Source organism: Coleofasciculus sp. D1-CHI-01, from assembly GCF_040218875.1.
In the GTDB taxonomy this organism is placed as follows: domain Bacteria; phylum Cyanobacteriota; class Cyanobacteriia; order Cyanobacteriales; family Coleofasciculaceae; genus Coleofasciculus.
Map to the genome: position 1 here is coordinate 1 of NZ_JAVJQP010000003.1, position 15,489 is coordinate 15,489.

17 protein-coding genes, 1 tRNA gene and 1 other annotated feature are annotated in these 15,489 nt (G+C 46.0%); of the genes, 3 read left to right on the forward strand and 15 right to left on the reverse strand.

Features of this window, described 5'->3' with window-relative positions; genetic code table 11:
- Positions 1 to 85 precede the first annotated feature (85 nt).
- Both RIB93_RS00455 and RIB93_RS00460 read right to left on the reverse strand, forming a co-directional pair.
- Positions 86 to 529: a DUF4058 family protein gene (locus tag RIB93_RS00455; RefSeq protein ID WP_446369269.1), complete on the reverse strand. Its 444-nt coding sequence runs from the start codon at positions 527 to 529 to the stop codon at positions 86 to 88.
- Complete coding sequence (locus tag RIB93_RS00460) at positions 526 to 603, reverse strand: DUF4058 family protein (protein ID WP_446369271.1); 78 nt, start codon at positions 601 to 603, stop codon at positions 526 to 528. Before RIB93_RS00460 ends, RIB93_RS00455 begins: the two co-directional genes overlap by 4 nt.
- A gap of 200 nt (positions 604 to 803) precedes the next feature.
- On the opposite strand from RIB93_RS00460, the gene RIB93_RS00465 reads away from it, so the two are divergent.
- Entirely contained in the window at positions 804 to 1,295 is a 492-nt protein-coding gene (locus tag RIB93_RS00465) for an acyl-CoA thioesterase (RefSeq protein WP_006101147.1), read from the forward strand.
- Positions 1,296 to 1,320: 25 nt separating this feature from the next.
- Positions 1,321 to 1,602, forward strand: a complete 282-nt coding sequence (locus RIB93_RS00470; protein ID WP_006101268.1) for an HNH endonuclease — start codon at positions 1,321 to 1,323, stop codon at positions 1,600 to 1,602.
- Positions 1,603 to 1,640: 38 nt separating this feature from the next.
- On the opposite strand, the gene RIB93_RS00475 is transcribed toward RIB93_RS00470, so the two are convergent.
- The 10 genes from RIB93_RS00475 to rplS form a co-directional block, all read right to left on the reverse strand.
- Positions 1,641 to 4,916, reverse strand: a complete 3,276-nt coding sequence (locus RIB93_RS00475; protein ID WP_446369245.1) for a sensor histidine kinase — start codon at positions 4,914 to 4,916, stop codon at positions 1,641 to 1,643.
- A gap of 576 nt (positions 4,917 to 5,492) precedes the next feature.
- Positions 5,493 to 6,023 (reverse strand): outer membrane beta-barrel protein, encoded by a 531-nt coding sequence (locus tag RIB93_RS00480; RefSeq protein WP_446369247.1) that lies wholly within the window; start codon positions 6,021 to 6,023, stop codon positions 5,493 to 5,495.
- 621 nt (positions 6,024 to 6,644) lie between these two features.
- Positions 6,645 to 7,049, reverse strand: a complete 405-nt coding sequence (rplL, locus tag RIB93_RS00485) for a 50S ribosomal protein L7/L12 (RefSeq protein WP_446369249.1) — start codon at positions 7,047 to 7,049, stop codon at positions 6,645 to 6,647.
- An 81-nt stretch (positions 7,050 to 7,130) separates the two neighbouring features.
- Positions 7,131 to 7,697: a 50S ribosomal protein L10 gene (gene rplJ / locus RIB93_RS00490; RefSeq protein ID WP_446369251.1), complete on the reverse strand. Its 567-nt coding sequence runs from the start codon at positions 7,695 to 7,697 to the stop codon at positions 7,131 to 7,133.
- 54 nt (positions 7,698 to 7,751) lie between these two features.
- Positions 7,752 to 7,913: a sequence feature (ribosomal protein L10 leader region), on the reverse strand.
- A 32-nt stretch (positions 7,914 to 7,945) separates the two neighbouring features.
- Positions 7,946 to 8,662, reverse strand: coding sequence for a 50S ribosomal protein L1 (rplA, locus tag RIB93_RS00495; RefSeq protein ID WP_446369253.1), 717 nt, complete (start codon positions 8,660 to 8,662; stop codon positions 7,946 to 7,948).
- 105 nt (positions 8,663 to 8,767) lie between these two features.
- Positions 8,768 to 9,193: a 50S ribosomal protein L11 gene (rplK, locus tag RIB93_RS00500; RefSeq protein ID WP_446349418.1), complete on the reverse strand. Its 426-nt coding sequence runs from the start codon at positions 9,191 to 9,193 to the stop codon at positions 8,768 to 8,770.
- Between the two features lie 2 nt (positions 9,194 to 9,195).
- Entirely contained in the window at positions 9,196 to 9,816 is a 621-nt protein-coding gene (gene nusG / locus RIB93_RS00505) for a transcription termination/antitermination protein NusG (protein WP_446369255.1), read from the reverse strand.
- On the reverse strand, positions 9,813 to 10,043 hold the full coding sequence (gene secE, locus RIB93_RS00510; RefSeq protein ID WP_446369257.1) for a preprotein translocase subunit SecE: 231 nt from the start codon (positions 10,041 to 10,043) through the stop codon (positions 9,813 to 9,815). Before secE ends, nusG begins: the two co-directional genes overlap by 4 nt.
- Before the next feature lie 153 nt (positions 10,044 to 10,196).
- Positions 10,197 to 10,269, reverse strand: a tRNA-Trp gene (locus RIB93_RS00515).
- A gap of 92 nt (positions 10,270 to 10,361) precedes the next feature.
- Positions 10,362 to 10,724 (reverse strand): 50S ribosomal protein L19, encoded by a 363-nt coding sequence (gene rplS, locus RIB93_RS00520; protein WP_446369259.1) that lies wholly within the window; start codon positions 10,722 to 10,724, stop codon positions 10,362 to 10,364.
- Positions 10,725 to 11,003: 279 nt separating this feature from the next.
- On the opposite strand from rplS, the gene RIB93_RS00525 reads away from it, so the two are divergent.
- The gene (locus RIB93_RS00525) at positions 11,004 to 11,216 is read left to right on the forward strand and encodes a hypothetical protein (RefSeq protein ID WP_446369261.1); all 213 of its coding nucleotides are present in this window, start codon (positions 11,004 to 11,006) and stop codon (positions 11,214 to 11,216) included.
- Between the two features lie 118 nt (positions 11,217 to 11,334).
- Here the strand turns inward: RIB93_RS00525 and ilvC are convergent, their stop codons facing one another.
- From ilvC to RIB93_RS00540, 3 genes are all read right to left on the reverse strand, one after another.
- Positions 11,335 to 12,327: a ketol-acid reductoisomerase gene (ilvC, locus tag RIB93_RS00530; RefSeq protein WP_446369263.1), complete on the reverse strand. Its 993-nt coding sequence runs from the start codon at positions 12,325 to 12,327 to the stop codon at positions 11,335 to 11,337.
- 146 nt (positions 12,328 to 12,473) lie between these two features.
- The gene (locus tag RIB93_RS00535; protein WP_446369265.1) at positions 12,474 to 13,457 is read right to left on the reverse strand and encodes a glycosyltransferase family 2 protein; all 984 of its coding nucleotides are present in this window, start codon (positions 13,455 to 13,457) and stop codon (positions 12,474 to 12,476) included.
- Between the two features lie 328 nt (positions 13,458 to 13,785).
- Positions 13,786 to 15,267 carry a carotenoid oxygenase family protein gene (locus tag RIB93_RS00540; RefSeq protein ID WP_446369267.1) on the reverse strand — a complete coding sequence of 494 codons (1,482 nt, stop codon included), beginning with the start codon at positions 15,265 to 15,267 and terminating at the stop codon, positions 13,786 to 13,788.
- Positions 15,268 to 15,489: the final 222 nt, after the last annotated feature.

Genomic DNA, 15,489 nt, shown 5'->3' on the forward strand with positions numbered 1-15,489 from the left:
AAAGGCTCATACACCCTGGATTAACCGTAGAATAAGGCTTTCAACACTCTGTCAAAATTCAGTGTCGGTCAAAAATGCTCGAAACCTACTCCAGGTAAAGGTTTCGACGACTCAGATAGCAAAACTTGTGAGAAATGCGGGAGATTGCGTTTTCAGGTGCAAGGGCGGGTTTTACGGATTGCGAATAATCAATCGCTAGGTCAAATCTAGCCCGCTCATAAATCTGATTCAGTAACTGTTGTAGGTCTACTATAGGTTCAGGATCATCTGGGCGTAAGGGAACAGGAAACGCTGGAATCGGTTCTTTTAAATCAAAGCTATATAAATCGGCATTCGGTCGGCAATATCCTCGACTAACCAAGATACGGTAATCAGTCTTAGTCTCCCCAATAATTGGCATGGTTTTACCGTTTCTGAGCAGATCAATTTCAACAAAACTGGTTGTCGATGCCAAAATTTTCTGGCGTTTGTTTTGATACGCCTCTCGACCATCCTTGGCAGATTTATTTTTAGGAGAAAGTATTTCTATTGTCGATTATGGACTTGATGCCACAGGTCTGGCAACTCCAAGTAGGGGTTCATTCCTGGGAAGGGATTGTGCATTATTTTTCGCCTAAATCATGCCCAAATATCCTTATAGCTTACTGTAATAAGTAGTGGAATTTACTAGAAGTGATCAGAGGTAAACGAAGAAAGCCTTTCCTGTTACACCTCATGATGTCGGTTATTCCCGCTTGCAGTTTACGGGTACTCCTGTGTTATCTAGGTAGTGAAACAGTTACGTTCTCGCTTAGTGTGGCAATATGTCTGACAATTCTCAATCTTCAGCTCAACTTCCACCCACCAGCGCCATCCAAAGTCATTCTTTGACCGCCACAACCGAACACTGGTTTGAATATCCGGTGCGGGCACATCCTCACCACAGTGATTATGCAGGCGTGGTTTGGCATGGTAATTATATAACCTGGATGGAAGAAGCCCGGGTGGAATGCTTGCGATCTATCGGCATCGAATATGCTGAATTAGTGGCGATGGGATGTGAATTACCCGTGGTTGACCTCTCTGTGCGTTATCATCGTCCGCTTCGCATGGGTCAAACCGCTATTGTCAAAACCCGGATGACAGATATGGACGGCGTTCGCATCTATTGGGATTACCAGATTCAATCGCCCGATAGTAAAGAACTCTATGTAACCGGTCGGGTGACGTTAGTGGCTGTTGACCGGGAGAAAGGCAAGATTCTGCGACAATTGCCGTCAGCCGTCAAAGATGCACTTGTAAAGCTTTCCCTTTAATGTCTGTAATAGCTTACCACTAACGATGATTTGTCAATTATGTGAACGAGATGTTGAACGTTTAACGATTCATCACCTCATTCCTCGACAGAAGGCAAAGAAGAAAAAAGCCGAGACAATTCCCACCGCCATGATTTGTTCTGCTTGTCATCGGCAGATCCATTCTCTGTTTGACAACACCCACTTATCCCAAGAACTCAATTCTTTGGATAAGCTAAAAAATGAACCTCAAATGCAGAAATTTTTAATCTGGGTGCAGAAGCAAAATCCTTCTAAACGGGTACGAGTGCATCGTCAAAATTTTTAGAGTGTCGATTCATAGCAAATTCGGGTTGACTATCCCTTTTATAATCCAGTTCGTGTAGGCGGACTACCCTTCGGGAAGGTTTCGCATACATTAGTGTAGCCGTGACTTCCGAGTAACGTAAACCAAAAAGTTGTTCCCTCTCCTGGAGAACTAATCACACCAATTTCGCCGCCGTGTGCTTTAATAATTTGCCGACACAGATACAATCCTAAGCCAATACCACTTAAACTGCGAGAAGAAGCGCCGCGATAGTAGAGATCGAAAAGGCGATCGCACTGCTGTTGTTCCATCCCTACCCCATTATCCGCGATCGCACAGCGCACTTTCTCCCCTTCAACAGTATCCTCCACCACCGTCGCACTCAGGGTTAGGTGAATTCCGGGCGGGTTATGTTTCATCGCATTCGTGATTATATTCTCAAACACGCGCCACAATTGCTTGGCGTCAGCACTCACAAACGGTAAATCATCGGGAACTTGATTAGTCAACGTCACTTGATTTTTTGCCAATAACGGTTGCAACTCTGTCAAAATCTCTTGAATGAGTTGACTCAATTGCAATGGTTCGCACTCGCAAGGAATCCCATAAGATTCAGCCGCATGAATTTCCAATAACGAATTAATTAAATTAAGCTGGCGATCGCTACTTTGAATCATCCGCTCTACAATAGAACGCGAGACTGGAATTGTCTGATGTCCTTGGTCATTGGGTCTAGGTTCTTGGTTCTCAGTAAACGAATAACTATTAAGTACATTCTTCAGCACCATTAACATCCCCATCACCGGTGTTCGTAAATCATGAGATACCGCATGTAAGAACACATCCTTGAGTTGATTCAGTTCTTGCAGTTCCTGCATTTTTTGCTGCAATTGTGCCGTTCTTTCTTCGACTTGATGCTCTAAGTTCGTATTCAGTTCGCTAAGCTGTTGGTATAATCGTCCCTGCTTAATCGCAATTGCCACTTGTGTCGCTAGACGGCGCAGTAAATCCACTTCCAAGGGTTGCCACTGACGCGGACTTGTGCATTGATGCGCCACTAATAAGCCATACATTTGCTCATCCACGACAATCGCCACGGCTAACGCGGCTCTCACTTGAAATTGCACCAAATATTCGGTGCGTTCCGGGGACATTTCCAAAAGAGCGGTATCGTTAATAACTTGCACATCAGTATGTTCAAATAAAGCAATTAACTCCTGAAGATACTCATCATTTTCTACCGCTAAATCCCAACAGGAGGGAAAATTATCCGCCACGGATTCCGCCACAACTTTGCCATGCATCATCCCATCCATATAACTAATCAGAACCCGATCCGCTTGCAGAAACTGGCGCACTTCTGCCACAGTCGTATTCAGAATTTCATTCAGATCCAAGGATCTGCGAATTCGAGCCGCAATTTCTCCCAACAAGCGATCGCGTTCAGCCGCTTCTCGTAACCGGGCTTCGGCTTGCTTTTGCTCCGTAATATCCCGCACCACGGCTAAAAGATGGGGTTTTCCTTTGTACATAAACCCGGTTCCCCGTACCTCAATGGGAAACGGCGTCCCATCGGAACGCAAATCCACCGCTTCCCGCTGAAACGGAACCCCCTGTCTAACCGCAGTAAGGTACTCGTAAAATATTGAATGGGAGTCCGGATGAATAAAACGTTCGGGATCAAGCTGGATAAACTCGGAATAGGAATAGCCATGCATTTGACACGCGGCTGGATTGACCTCTACCAGTTGTCCGTCTAAATCGCTAATAATTAAGCCATCCGTCGTGGCTTCAAAAATTGCCCGATATTGAACTTCACTCTCTTTAAGTCGCTGTTCGGCGAGTTTACGCTGGGTAATATCATGGGTAAGTGCTAGTAAGCAGGGTTCACCTTTTAAGCGGATAATTTCAGCGGACAGTAACCCGATTAAAATCTCGCCCGATTTCGTGCGAAACTCATATTCTTGGTTCGTAATCGCTCCGTGCTGCTGTAGACTATGAACCATGCGATCGCGATCATCAGGATGCACCCAGATATTTAATTCCTCAGCGGTGCGACCAATCACCTCTTGGCGTTCATACCCAGAATACCGCATAAAGGTTTCGTTGACCTCGATATACCGTCCATCTGCTAAGGTGCTAATCGTAATCGAGTTGGGACAACAGCGAAAGGCTTTAGCAAACTTTTCCTCACTCAACCGCAACGCCTCTTCGGTGCGTTTGAGTTCAGTAATATCCACGCTGACACAGACAGCGGCTTGACCCTGTTGGTATTTCTGAGCAACCAATAAATAATACCGACAGTGATCACCAATCAAGGTTTCAATTTCTCGCTTGGCTTCCTGGAGGGGACTAGCAAAAAACTGGGCAATAAAGTCCTTAAATCCGGGGGTGGAATTCATAAACCCCAGTTCCTTCCCCACAAATGCTGCGGCGGATAATCCGAATGTCTTAGCTAGATAACTGTTAACGCCTTGGTACTTTAAATCTGTCCCCATCCAGGACACACATCCGGGTACAGCATCTAAAATCGCTTGTAACTGGTCTTTCGCCGCTTGCAGTGAAGCGATTAACTGCTGTTCCGTTTCCTGTGCCCGTTGACGTTCAGTAATTTCCTGGCGCAATTGCTCATTGGTTACGGTTAACGCCGCTGTGCGTTCAGCAACTCGCTGTTCCAATTGTTCATTCATCAAGCGCAAAGCGTCTTGAGCTAAATGACGCTCGGTGATATCGTGACCAATACAGAGAATACCTGTCACTTGTCCCGATCCATCGATGAGCGCTTTATTCGTCCACCCTACCCAGACGCGACTACCATCCCGCCGGATATTTTCGTTTTCGTGGTAGCGGTATTGATCGGGGTGTTGAATGATGTCTTGGATCAGGGTAGTCAAGTCCCGTCCCGATGTCTCGGTTTCTGGAATAATCGTCTCCACCGCTGAACGTCCCCGGATTTCTGCTTCCGGGTAACCCAAAAACTGTTGGGCAAATTCGTTTAAAAAGGTGATTGTACCTTGAGTATCGATGCGTAAAATCAGGCTATTGGCATTTTCGACAATGTTTCGATAGTAAGCCTCTCGCTCTCGCCATACCTGCTCAACCTGTTCTCGTTCAGCAATCTCGCGCCGCAGTTGCTGATTGATCCGTTTTAAGTCCTGGATCTCGTCTGCGTTGTCGGCTTGGGATTGAGTCTCAGGGTACAATGACAGGGGGATAGGAGTTTGCAGAGGAGAATTAGGCGATCGCGGATAGTTATCGCCTTGGTGGTTGGTAATGGCTAGCCAGAGTTGTTTGAGCTTGTGATACATCGGCGGCGTTCCGAGAATGGTTCCCAAAACGGAATGTTCTTCCCACTATACTCTGACAAGTCTGGCGATTTTTATACATTTTAGGTCAAATCAACAATTAACCCACCGGGAGACGGTGGGCTAATAGACCTATAAGTTTCATGAAATAGTGACCCTGATGAATTCCTTGCTCTCTCGTACCTTATGTGTATATGGAACAGAGTTGAGAGTCTGTCGATGTAGCGTTAAAGACTCCGATAGCTGGTTCAACACCCTTCCTACACGGTTTTTTTGGGAGCGCGAGTGGGAAGAATCCAGCACAATACTGGCGACAGAACAATCGAGAAAACAGAAACAATCAAAATCATCGATAAAACTTGGCTGAGTTCAGTAGTCATGATCTTTACCTCTTTATTTGGTTACGCTGCTTTTCTATTTCAAGTTTAACCGCACTGTATCTTGGTGAACAAAGTTTACTGTAATTTTATGGTAAAGATATCCGCCATTTTTATGGGGTTATCTTTATTAATTTTTATTAAATATTATTCCTGAACAGAAAAATCTGTAGTGTAGAGACGTAGCATGCTACGTCTCTACAGGGTTAGTTGACCAGAGCGTTATGGTTTAGAAGCGGTAACCCGCACCCGCTTGGATACTAACCGCAGACGCTGGACTATCTTCGTAGGCTTCGATACCGAGTTTTGTATCGCCATAAACCACAATATTGCGACCAAATTGAGCTTCAGCACCGACTGTTACCACAGGCGCATTTTTGTTTCCTAATGGTGTTGGTTGTCCATCGTCTTCAATAAATGAATAGCCCGCACCTACATAAACATTAGCGTTGTTCGTGACCGGAACATCGTAGGAAACAATTGGCATAATGGCGCTGGTATCATCGCTGAATAGAACAGCACCGCGCAGAGAAACTGGCGCTTTTGAAGTCGTTACACGACCTTGAATATTCCCGCCAAATGTTGCGGCATCGTTATTTTGTCCACCGTTGGTCACCCCTGCGGCGACACCAGCACCAATATAGTTGGCATCAGTTCCCGTGGGCTTGGCAGACGCCATATCAGCCGATAATAAAACAGGCGCGATCGCGGTAGCGGCTAGGGTTGAAAAGGTAACAAAAGACTTAAGGTTGCGTTTCATAGTAACATCCATCAATAGGTAGGGTGTAGTGTTGCGTTGTTACTATTCAAGTCGTTTTTAATCGAGTCAATGTTCCAGGTTTAGCGATTTTTTGATAAATGAATTTGCGGAGAATCCTTAGACATCTTAAGGATTCAGCTTTTCAGGAAAACCCTTTGATTGTTTTTTGTTAAATTTTCCCATAAACATAGAAACAAAGGTAAATATTATTAAAAGAATGGAAAATTATAGTTAGCTTTTCATAGTTTGTGAGCAGCCAGTAGACTATTGATTAACTGTCACATTTTTTTTTATTTTTTCCGGATGAGAATTCCCTCTCCTTGACAAGGGGAGAGTTTGTAAGCTGTAAGCAAAGCAAGATCCCCGACTTCTTGAAGAAGTCGGGGATCTGTCTGTGTACCGACATCATATATAGGGGCTGCTGAATAAGTCTTGTGGTGGGGAGAGGCAATAGGCAATGGGCAATGGGCAATAGTGAAGAAAAACACTGACTCATCAAGGGATTGAGCGATTTAAATTTTTCCAACCCAAAAATAAAAAAACCCCCCGTTCATGTTGATCCGGGGGATGAATTCAATCTATCGATTGTCGGGGCAATTCATGACTTGCCCCGACAGAGTTCTATTTCACGGAAACCTTAGCACCAGCTTCTTCAAGCTGCTTCTTGGCTTCTTCTGCGGATTCTTTTGCTACCCCTTCTTTAATCGGCTTGGGCGCAGACTCGACCATATCTTTGGCTTCCTTGAGTCCCAACCCAGTCATGGTTCGCACGACTTTCAGGATAGCAATCTTCTTATCAGCGGGAACTTCTTCTAAGATGACATCAAATTCTGTCTTCTCTTCCGCCTCTTCCGCCGCCGCTCCAGGCGCACCAGCCGCTGCCATTCCGGGCATCATCATCATGCCACCCGCAGGAGCAGCCGCACTAACGCCAAAGGCGTCCTCGATTTGCTTAACTAATTCCGACGCTTCCAGCAACGTCAGGGATTTTAGCTTTTCCAAAATTTCGTCGGTTGTAGCAGACATGAATAAACTCCTTTGTTTGATTGTTTACGTGTCACCCTGAGCGTAGTCGAAGGGTAAGCTTTTTGACATTCCAGGTAGGGGTTAACCGCCACCTTCTTTCTGAGCGGAGAGCGCTTGCAAAACGCGACCCAGTGATCCGGGAACTTCGTTGACACAGCGACCCAAGGAAGCCGGAACTTCGTTGACACCCACAGCCAGTTTAGTGGCGATGGAATTAATCGCCCCCGCAACCTGTCCGATGAGTTCTTCTTTAGACGGCAAGTCGGCAATTGCCTTAACTTGGTCTTGACTCAGGGCTTGACCTTGCATCACGCCGCCCTTGAAGTCGGTTTTTTTGGTGGCTTTCTGGAAGTCCTGATATGCCCGAATTGCACCGCCTACGTCGTCTTTGACTAACATGAAGGCGGAGGAACCGACCAAAAATTCGGTTATGGGTTGCCAGTTTTCATCATCCTCAACCGCCCGCCGCATCAGGGTATTTTTTGTGACCTTACAGACTGTGCCTGTGGGACGCAGCCGATTCCGCAAATCGGTAATTTGCGCCACAGAAAGTCCCTGGTAGTCAATGACGATGGCGAGTTGCGAATCACTCAAGAGTTCCTTGAGATCAGCGACGACTTCCTTTTTGTTGTCCAGGGTTCTGCCCATTCTTGTTTCACCTCCTTGTTTCCTTTCATAGTTGTCCGTTGGAAAATCCTGCCCTCAGCCATAACGAAACCCCGGACATGCCGGGGTTACGCTGAGTATCTTTAATACCTGTACTTTGGTTTAGATGTAAAGTGACAGTGGATACTTCGGGCGTTGACCTCGGCAGGATATTAAGTGATGAACACCTGCTGTCTTTGGTACAAGCCAATCAATTATTGGATTGTAGACTGCAAAAATAACGGTTCAGATTACGCAGCTTCAGCTGCTTTCATGTCCCGTAAGCTAGGGATATCGACTTCAATCGCCGGTCCCATGGTCGCGCTGATAAATATACTGCGCCAAAAGCGACCTTTCGCGCCTGAGGGACGATTTCGGTCAATCGTTTCCTGCAAAGACTTGAGATTAACCAACAAATCTTCCGCCGGAAAAGAAGCCTTACCAAACATAACATGAACGATGCCTGTGCGATCGGCACGAAATTCAAGTTTACCTGCTTTGAATTCTTCGATCGCCTGAGTTAGGTCGAAGGTAACAGTACCGCCTTTGGGTGAGGGCATCAAGCCCCTGGGTCCGAGGAGCCGTCCTAACTTCGCCACTTGGGGCATCATGTCTGGTGTGGCAATCAAGCGGTCAAAATCCATCATCCCATTTTGGATTTCGCCAATTAATTCTTCCGAACCGGCAATATCTGCCCCCGCATTAGTCGCTTCGGTGACTTTTTCGCCCTTGGCAATGACGGCGACTCGCACCACCTGACCGGTTCCTTTGGGTAGGGATACGGTTGTCCGCAGTTGCTGATCGGTGTATTTGGGATCAATTCCCAAGCGAATATGGGCTTCGGCAGATTCAGGAAATTTTGCCGTTGCGGTTTCTTTTAACAGCTTCAGGGCTTCTGTCGGTTCATAAGGTCGTTCTTCGACCTTGCTTTGTAATTCTTGTAATCGACGTGATAGTTTTTTGGGCATTTATCTCTCCTGGGGTGACTAACGAAGCGTCTCGCCTCTCCCCCAAATTAGGTTGACAACGGTCTTCAATTGCGGGTTGATGGCACTTAAACCTCAACCCAGGGACTATTCTGCGATCGCGACGCCCATATTCCGGGCAGTCCCTTCGACGATTTTCATGGCTGCTTCAATATCATTAGCATTGAGGTCAGGCATTTTCGTCTGGGCGATTTCTTGCAGTTGCGCCTTTGTAATCGTGGCGACTTTTTGCCGATTGGGTTCACTGGCGCCTTTTTCAATCCCGGCTGCTTTTTTAATTAGCACCGATGCGGGCGGGGTTTTGAGGATAAAGGTAAAACTGCGATCCTCAAACACCGAGATTTCCACGGGGATAACCATTCCCACTTGGTCGGCGGTCTTGGCGTTGTATTCTTTACAAAACGCCATAATATTCACCCCATGTTGACCGAGTGCTGGTCCAACGGGGGGAGCAGGGTTGGCTTTTCCCGCCGGGAGCGCCAACTTAATAACTGCAACGATTTTTTTTGCCATGCTTAGCCTGTTTTTTCCACCTGATTGAATTCGAGTTCCACAGGCGTATCTCGCCCAAAAATGGAGAGTAACGCCTTGAGCTTACTGCGTTCGGGGCTAACTTCAATCACTTCGCCTTCAAAGTCTTTAAACGGACCTGATAGCACGATGATTTTGTCACCAACAGCCATGTCCACTTTAATCACTGGCTCTTGTTCTTCGGTCTGCTTGAAGATCCGTTCGACTTCTCCTGGACTCAAGGGTACAGGTTTAACGTGACCTCGCCCTCGTCCATAGCGACGTTTCTGTTCTGCCCCTACAAAATTAATCACATTGGGTGTGTTTTTGACAACCTGCCAGCTTTCATCATCCATGACCATTTCGACCAAGACGTAGCCAGGGAATACCTTTTCTTCAGAGTGCTGGCGAGACCCATCCTTACGGATTTTTACCGTCGGGGTTTGGGGAATCTGAACTCTCAAGATCCGGTCAGCGACATCTAGGGTTTGCACTCGCTGTTCTAGATTTGTCTTTACCCGCTTCTCACAGCCGGATGCCACCTGAACCGCATACCAACGGCCAGATGGGGCTTCTTGGAGCTGTGAATCGCGATCATCATATGATTCGTTTGCTGCAAAACTCATCCAAATACCTGTTGTGATGCCCACAAGAATAAGCCATCCACTAAATAAATTAGCGTGGCTGATAGAACGACCATCAATAACACGGCAGCCGATTCGCTAATCAGTTGCTGCCGAGAGGGCCATACGACTTTACTGAGTTCCTCTTTGGTTTCTTGAAGAAACGTTACAACATTAAACCCAGAGGCTTTTTGCTGAGACTCTGTTTCCGTTTTAGTTTTCTTTGCCACAATAGTTGACTTCCCCCTTCTACTGATTATCAGAGCTGTTCAACCCAGCGTTCATAACTCATATTAACCTGCTTCACTCATCCGTGAAGTTGACAAGATCTGGGTAGAACCGCTGATGCTCCCCCAGCCTTTTCATATTTTATAGATTCAGAACGCGCCCTGGAGGACTTGAACCCCCGACATCAGGTTTTGGAGACCTGCGTTCTACCAACTGAACTAAGAGCGCTTGGGTTGGCTGGTAGAGGTGAATTTATCCCCTTTGCTTTACTTAGTGTAACGCAATGAGGGCATGAATACCAAGCCAATATCCAAAAAAATCTAAATCCCCCGGTCAAAGCGCTGCTTAACCCGAGTCGCTTTACCCACACGCTCTCGCAAATAAAAGAGCTTCGCCCGACGCACTTTACCTCGTCGCACAATTTTAATGCTGGCAATTCGGGGGGAATGGAGCATAAAAACCCGTTCTACACCAACACCTTGGAAGATACGCCGCACGGTAATCGTTTGGTTGATGCCACCATGACGCATGGCAATCACGGTACCTTCGTAGGGCTGAACCCGTTCCTTGTTCCCTTCGCGAATACGGACACCGACTCTAACTGTGTCACCAACATGGACTGTCGGTAAGTCTGATTTAAGCTGTTCCGCTTCTATGGAGCGAATAACCTCTTGAGCATTCATGGTTTTGTAAAAAAATCACAGCCTATAATCATAGCGCACTATCTGATCCAGCGTCTAGATTTGGAGATTTGGGAAATGTGTAGGGGCGGGTTTGACCGATAACACTCCGCCTCAAACCGCTAACTGAACTAAACCCGCCCTGACTTGACCCAACGCTAGGCTCAAGGGAACCTGGTTTTGACTAAAATGTAAAGAATTATCAAAAAATGCTGGTTTTATCTTGACCTAGGGGAAAACTAGCAGTATGCACAATTCATTGATGCGACTGGGAGGAAAATTATGCGTTTCAAAAATCTTCTAGGACCCCTATTGATATTAGCATTGCTGTTTATCACGCTAGGCGATCGCGTCCTACCCGCACCGCTAGATGATGCTAGCCGCAACACCCGCACCAGCATCAATCAATTCTTAGTCGGGTTATTTCCCGACTGGAATCCCACCAACCCGAACGAACGCACGGAAAAGGAAGTTGAACAATTAGAACAGAGGTGATTAAAAACACAGGAGCAGAGGTGCGGAGGGGAAGGGAGAGCTAGGGGAGAAAGGTTGATGTCATTTGCCAATTGTCTTTCAAGAAATTAGCAAATGACCAATGACCAATGACCAATAACTACTTCTTCAACCAGCTAAACATTGCCCGTAAATCTTTACCCACTTCCTCTACCGGATGTTCAGCTTCCTGACGCCGCATGGCGGTGAATCCAGGTTTACCTGACTGGTTTTCCAAGACAAACTCACGGGCAAATTGACCCGATTGAATTTCTTGCAGAATTTTCCGCATCTCGGCGCGGGTTTGGTCATTCACGATGCGAGGTCCGCGAGTATAATCGCCATATTCAGCCGTATTAGAAATACTATCGCGCATATTAGCGAGACCACCTTCCACAATCAAATCCACAATTAATTTAACTTCGTGGAGACATTCAAAATACGCCAACTCTGGCTGATAACCCGCCGCCACTAAGGTTTCAAATCCCGCTTTAATTAAGGCACTCAAACCCCCACATAATACAGCTTGTTCACCAAATAAATCGGTTTCCGTTTCTTCCCGAAATGAGGTTTCCAAAATACCCGCACGAGTCCCACCAATTCCTTTAGCATACGCCATAGCGCGATCGCGAGCTTGACCTGTGGCATCCTGATACACGGCAAATAGACAAGGAACACCTTCTCCTTGTTCGTAAGTCCGTCGCACTAAATGCCCTGGTCCTTTGGGTGCCACCATGATTACATCTACATCAGGTGTGGGAACGACTTGACCAAAGTGAATATTAAACCCATGGGCAAAGGCAAGGACATTCCCTTGTTTCAGATGCGGGGCAATTTCTGCAGTGTATACCGTTTTCTGCACCTCATCCGGTAGCAAAATCATAATCACATCCGCCGCTTTCGCCGCCTCAGCAACCGAATGAACCGTTAATCCGGCTGACTCCGCTTTCGCCACCGACTTGCTGCCCGGATACAGACCCACAATCACCTTAATGCCACTCTCTTTGAGATTCAGGGCGTGGGCGTGACCTTGAGACCCATAGCCGATAATTGCAATTGTTTTATCAGTGAGTAGGTCTAAGTTAGCATCTGCATCGTAATACATCCGGGTCATAGAAGTATCTCCCTTGCTACAAGCATTTTCGTTTGACGGACTATTGATTTTACATCAAAACCCTTGCCCGTTGTTATGGATTTTGTCTGGGTTAGGGCAGATACGGTCGCACTTGCTTCCTGAAGCCACCTTTAGGTTTAAATAACTCAGTTATGTTCACGCACGGATAAAATGGGCGTTACCTGAGACTCTTTTAATAATTTATCCAAGCAATCTCTAGCAACTAATCGTTTAAGAAACAGCCTTAAAGCTGCTATGGAAAAATCCGTTTTTAAGTAAATGTTTATGGCACTAATTATTTTGCTTTTTTTGATCGCGACAAATCCCCAATGCAATCGAATTGACGTTTTTATCTCTGACAACTTTGGCAAACTATGACGATATTTTTCGCTAATACAAAAATAAATTTTTTCTTTGATTATGAGATTAATATCTAAACGTTGTTCCAAGGTAAACTTACTATTAAATGATCCATGCCAAACTGTCCGGTAAGCCAGACATTTATTTATAAAAATGGCATCGCCAAATTGGGCAATTTTAATCCATGAATCAATATCATCATAATTAGTGTCAAATCTTGTATCCCATCCTCCTGACTTCAGGAAAGCTGAACGAGAAAAGGCTACTTGTACAGGCGTGCCAAATGGCAAGAGTTCCAACAGCATAGCGTAATGAATCTCGGCTTGGGGAATATATACAAGTGTTCCCTTGCCAACCTGCCGACTTCTGCTGATTTCGTTCTCATTCTCATTGACCTGAATGGCTCGACAGGAGCAAATGACAGCATCTGGGCGCCCTGCGATCGCCTTCACCATTTCTTCAATACAATTAGGGGTAAGGTAGTCGTCATCATCCACCAGTTTTACCCATTCTCCTGTCGCTAATGCTACACCCTGATTAACCGTTCCTGAGTGACCCAAATTCGTCGAATTTCGATGATAAATTAAACGGGTATTACCCATGTCCAAGAGTTTTTTCCGTCGCCCTTGGACATACATATCCGTACCATCAGACGATCCATCATCCACCACAATTACTTCGCACGGTATCGTTTGAGATAACGCACTGTCAATTGCCCGCTTGAGCAAGGTGAGGCGATTATGAGTTGTGATGACGATGCTAAATTTCATACCCTTCTCCACCAAAATTATTTCGGTATCGCCCAGATTTAGTTTTAACCTGTTTTGGATGTGGTTAAGATTTGGACAATAAGATTAGCTATGGATATTCATAATTTTAAGCGATTGAACCCTAGTGGAACACGGCGGAAATATTTGAGCAGCTTTGTAGGTGTGGGGGAGCTGGGGAAGCTGGGGGAGTCATGTAGAGACGTGCCATGGCGCGTCTGTGTGTAGGGGCGGGTTTAGGGACTAATATTGATTGTTATCCCTAGCTGGGTTGCAAAACCCGCCCCAACCAAATGACTAATGACCAATGACAAATGACCAATAAATCATCTTAAAATACTGTCGAAGTCCAGCTTCCGTGCAATCCGTAAGGAATATGATGCGACAGATGTAATCGTGCGATCGCGCCTTGGCTCAAATCTCGACTGTCCAAAATCACCACATCAGAGCGATGGTGACTCGAATCATACACCAACGTCAACACCCAACCTTCATCTTCTCGCTTCCCATCAGGATGGGGAACAAAAATCGGTTCACTGACGAAGCCGTGGGGGGCTGCACTCCAAATTTGTTCCTCTCCTGTGGTAACATCAAACTTGGCGATCGCTTGAAGTGGAGCATTCCCGGTGGGATGATGCGTTACTCCCATATACACATAACGGTAAGGGCGTCCCACATGATTGGGATGGACACAGGGAAACTCACAGGAACGGGCTAATAGTCGCTGTCGTTGTACCGTAGAATCTGCTAAATTCAGCGTAAATCGAAATAGTTGTCCGGGTGGAAGTGCATCAAAATCCACGTCCCGGTAATCTATCTCTGAGTCTACTTGAGTTAATGATTCATAGCAAATCGAATCCACACAAATTTGCTCCCCTTGCTCAAACGCATTCCCATGGTGAAAGATAAACCCAGCGTCAGCTTCCAGAACTTGCATCGGTTTATTCCCATGACGCGGAATCACTAAAATCCGAGTCGGTGCGTTGGGTTTAAACTCTACACATTGACCCGCCCCTTTTAATCCCAACAGGAAGGGAACGGGATTATAGGTGACAGGATTTTGGAAAAAGATGCAGTAATTGGGTGTAATGGCAAAGTCATGGATAAAAGCAAAACCCGGAACCGTGTGACACTTACGCCGTTTTAATGTCCCAGCTTCATCTAATTCATAAATGGTGATTTTCGTGGAAAAACCCGGTTTAATCGCAAAATTCACCAAACAAGGCGCACCCCCATCTTGGTTACAGCTTGGGTCAATCCAAGGATGAGCGCCAAACGCTTCGCCTTCTGCCAAAATGCTATCTAGAGTGTCTTTCCCTAGGGTGTCTAAGGTTTTGGGATCTAACCGATAGGGTTCCGCCGCTTCCCAAAGGGCTAACAGTTTACCCCCCCAGTAAATCACATTCGTGTTGGCAATATTTTTGATTTCAATATCAAACGCATTCGCCAACCACCCTCCAGGCTTTTGCGTACCAAAAACACCGCGATACAGCATTTTTCCGGCTTTTTGTTCTTTGAGAAAGCCTTCAGTATGGACAAAGCGATTGCGGAAATAAGCACGACCTTTATCAAAGGCGATCGCACAAATCATACCATCCCCATCAAAGGGGTGATGCAGGGGTTGACCATGGATATCCAGTAAACCCGGACCATTGCGAAATAATGTGCCATTCAGCGCTGGCGGAATTTCTCCTTCAATGTCCTCAATCCAATACTCATATTCATTCGGTTGAGATTGATACCCCCGTTTCCATCCTTCCTGATCATAAGAGCGGGCAGATTTTGAGTCTAAAAATTGTTCTGTTGCAATCATTGTTTATTCCCTCGTGTTTGTAGTAAGCGCTTTAGCGCTATTGATAAGAGGACTAAAGTCCTCACTACCAACTGGGTTTGTAGTAGGCGCTTTAGCGCTATTGATAAGAGGACTAAAGTCCTCACTACCAACTGGGTTTGTAGTAAGCGCTTTAGCGCTATTGATCAAGAGGACTAAAGTCCTCACTACCAACTGGGTTTGTAGTAAGCGCTTTAGCGCTAT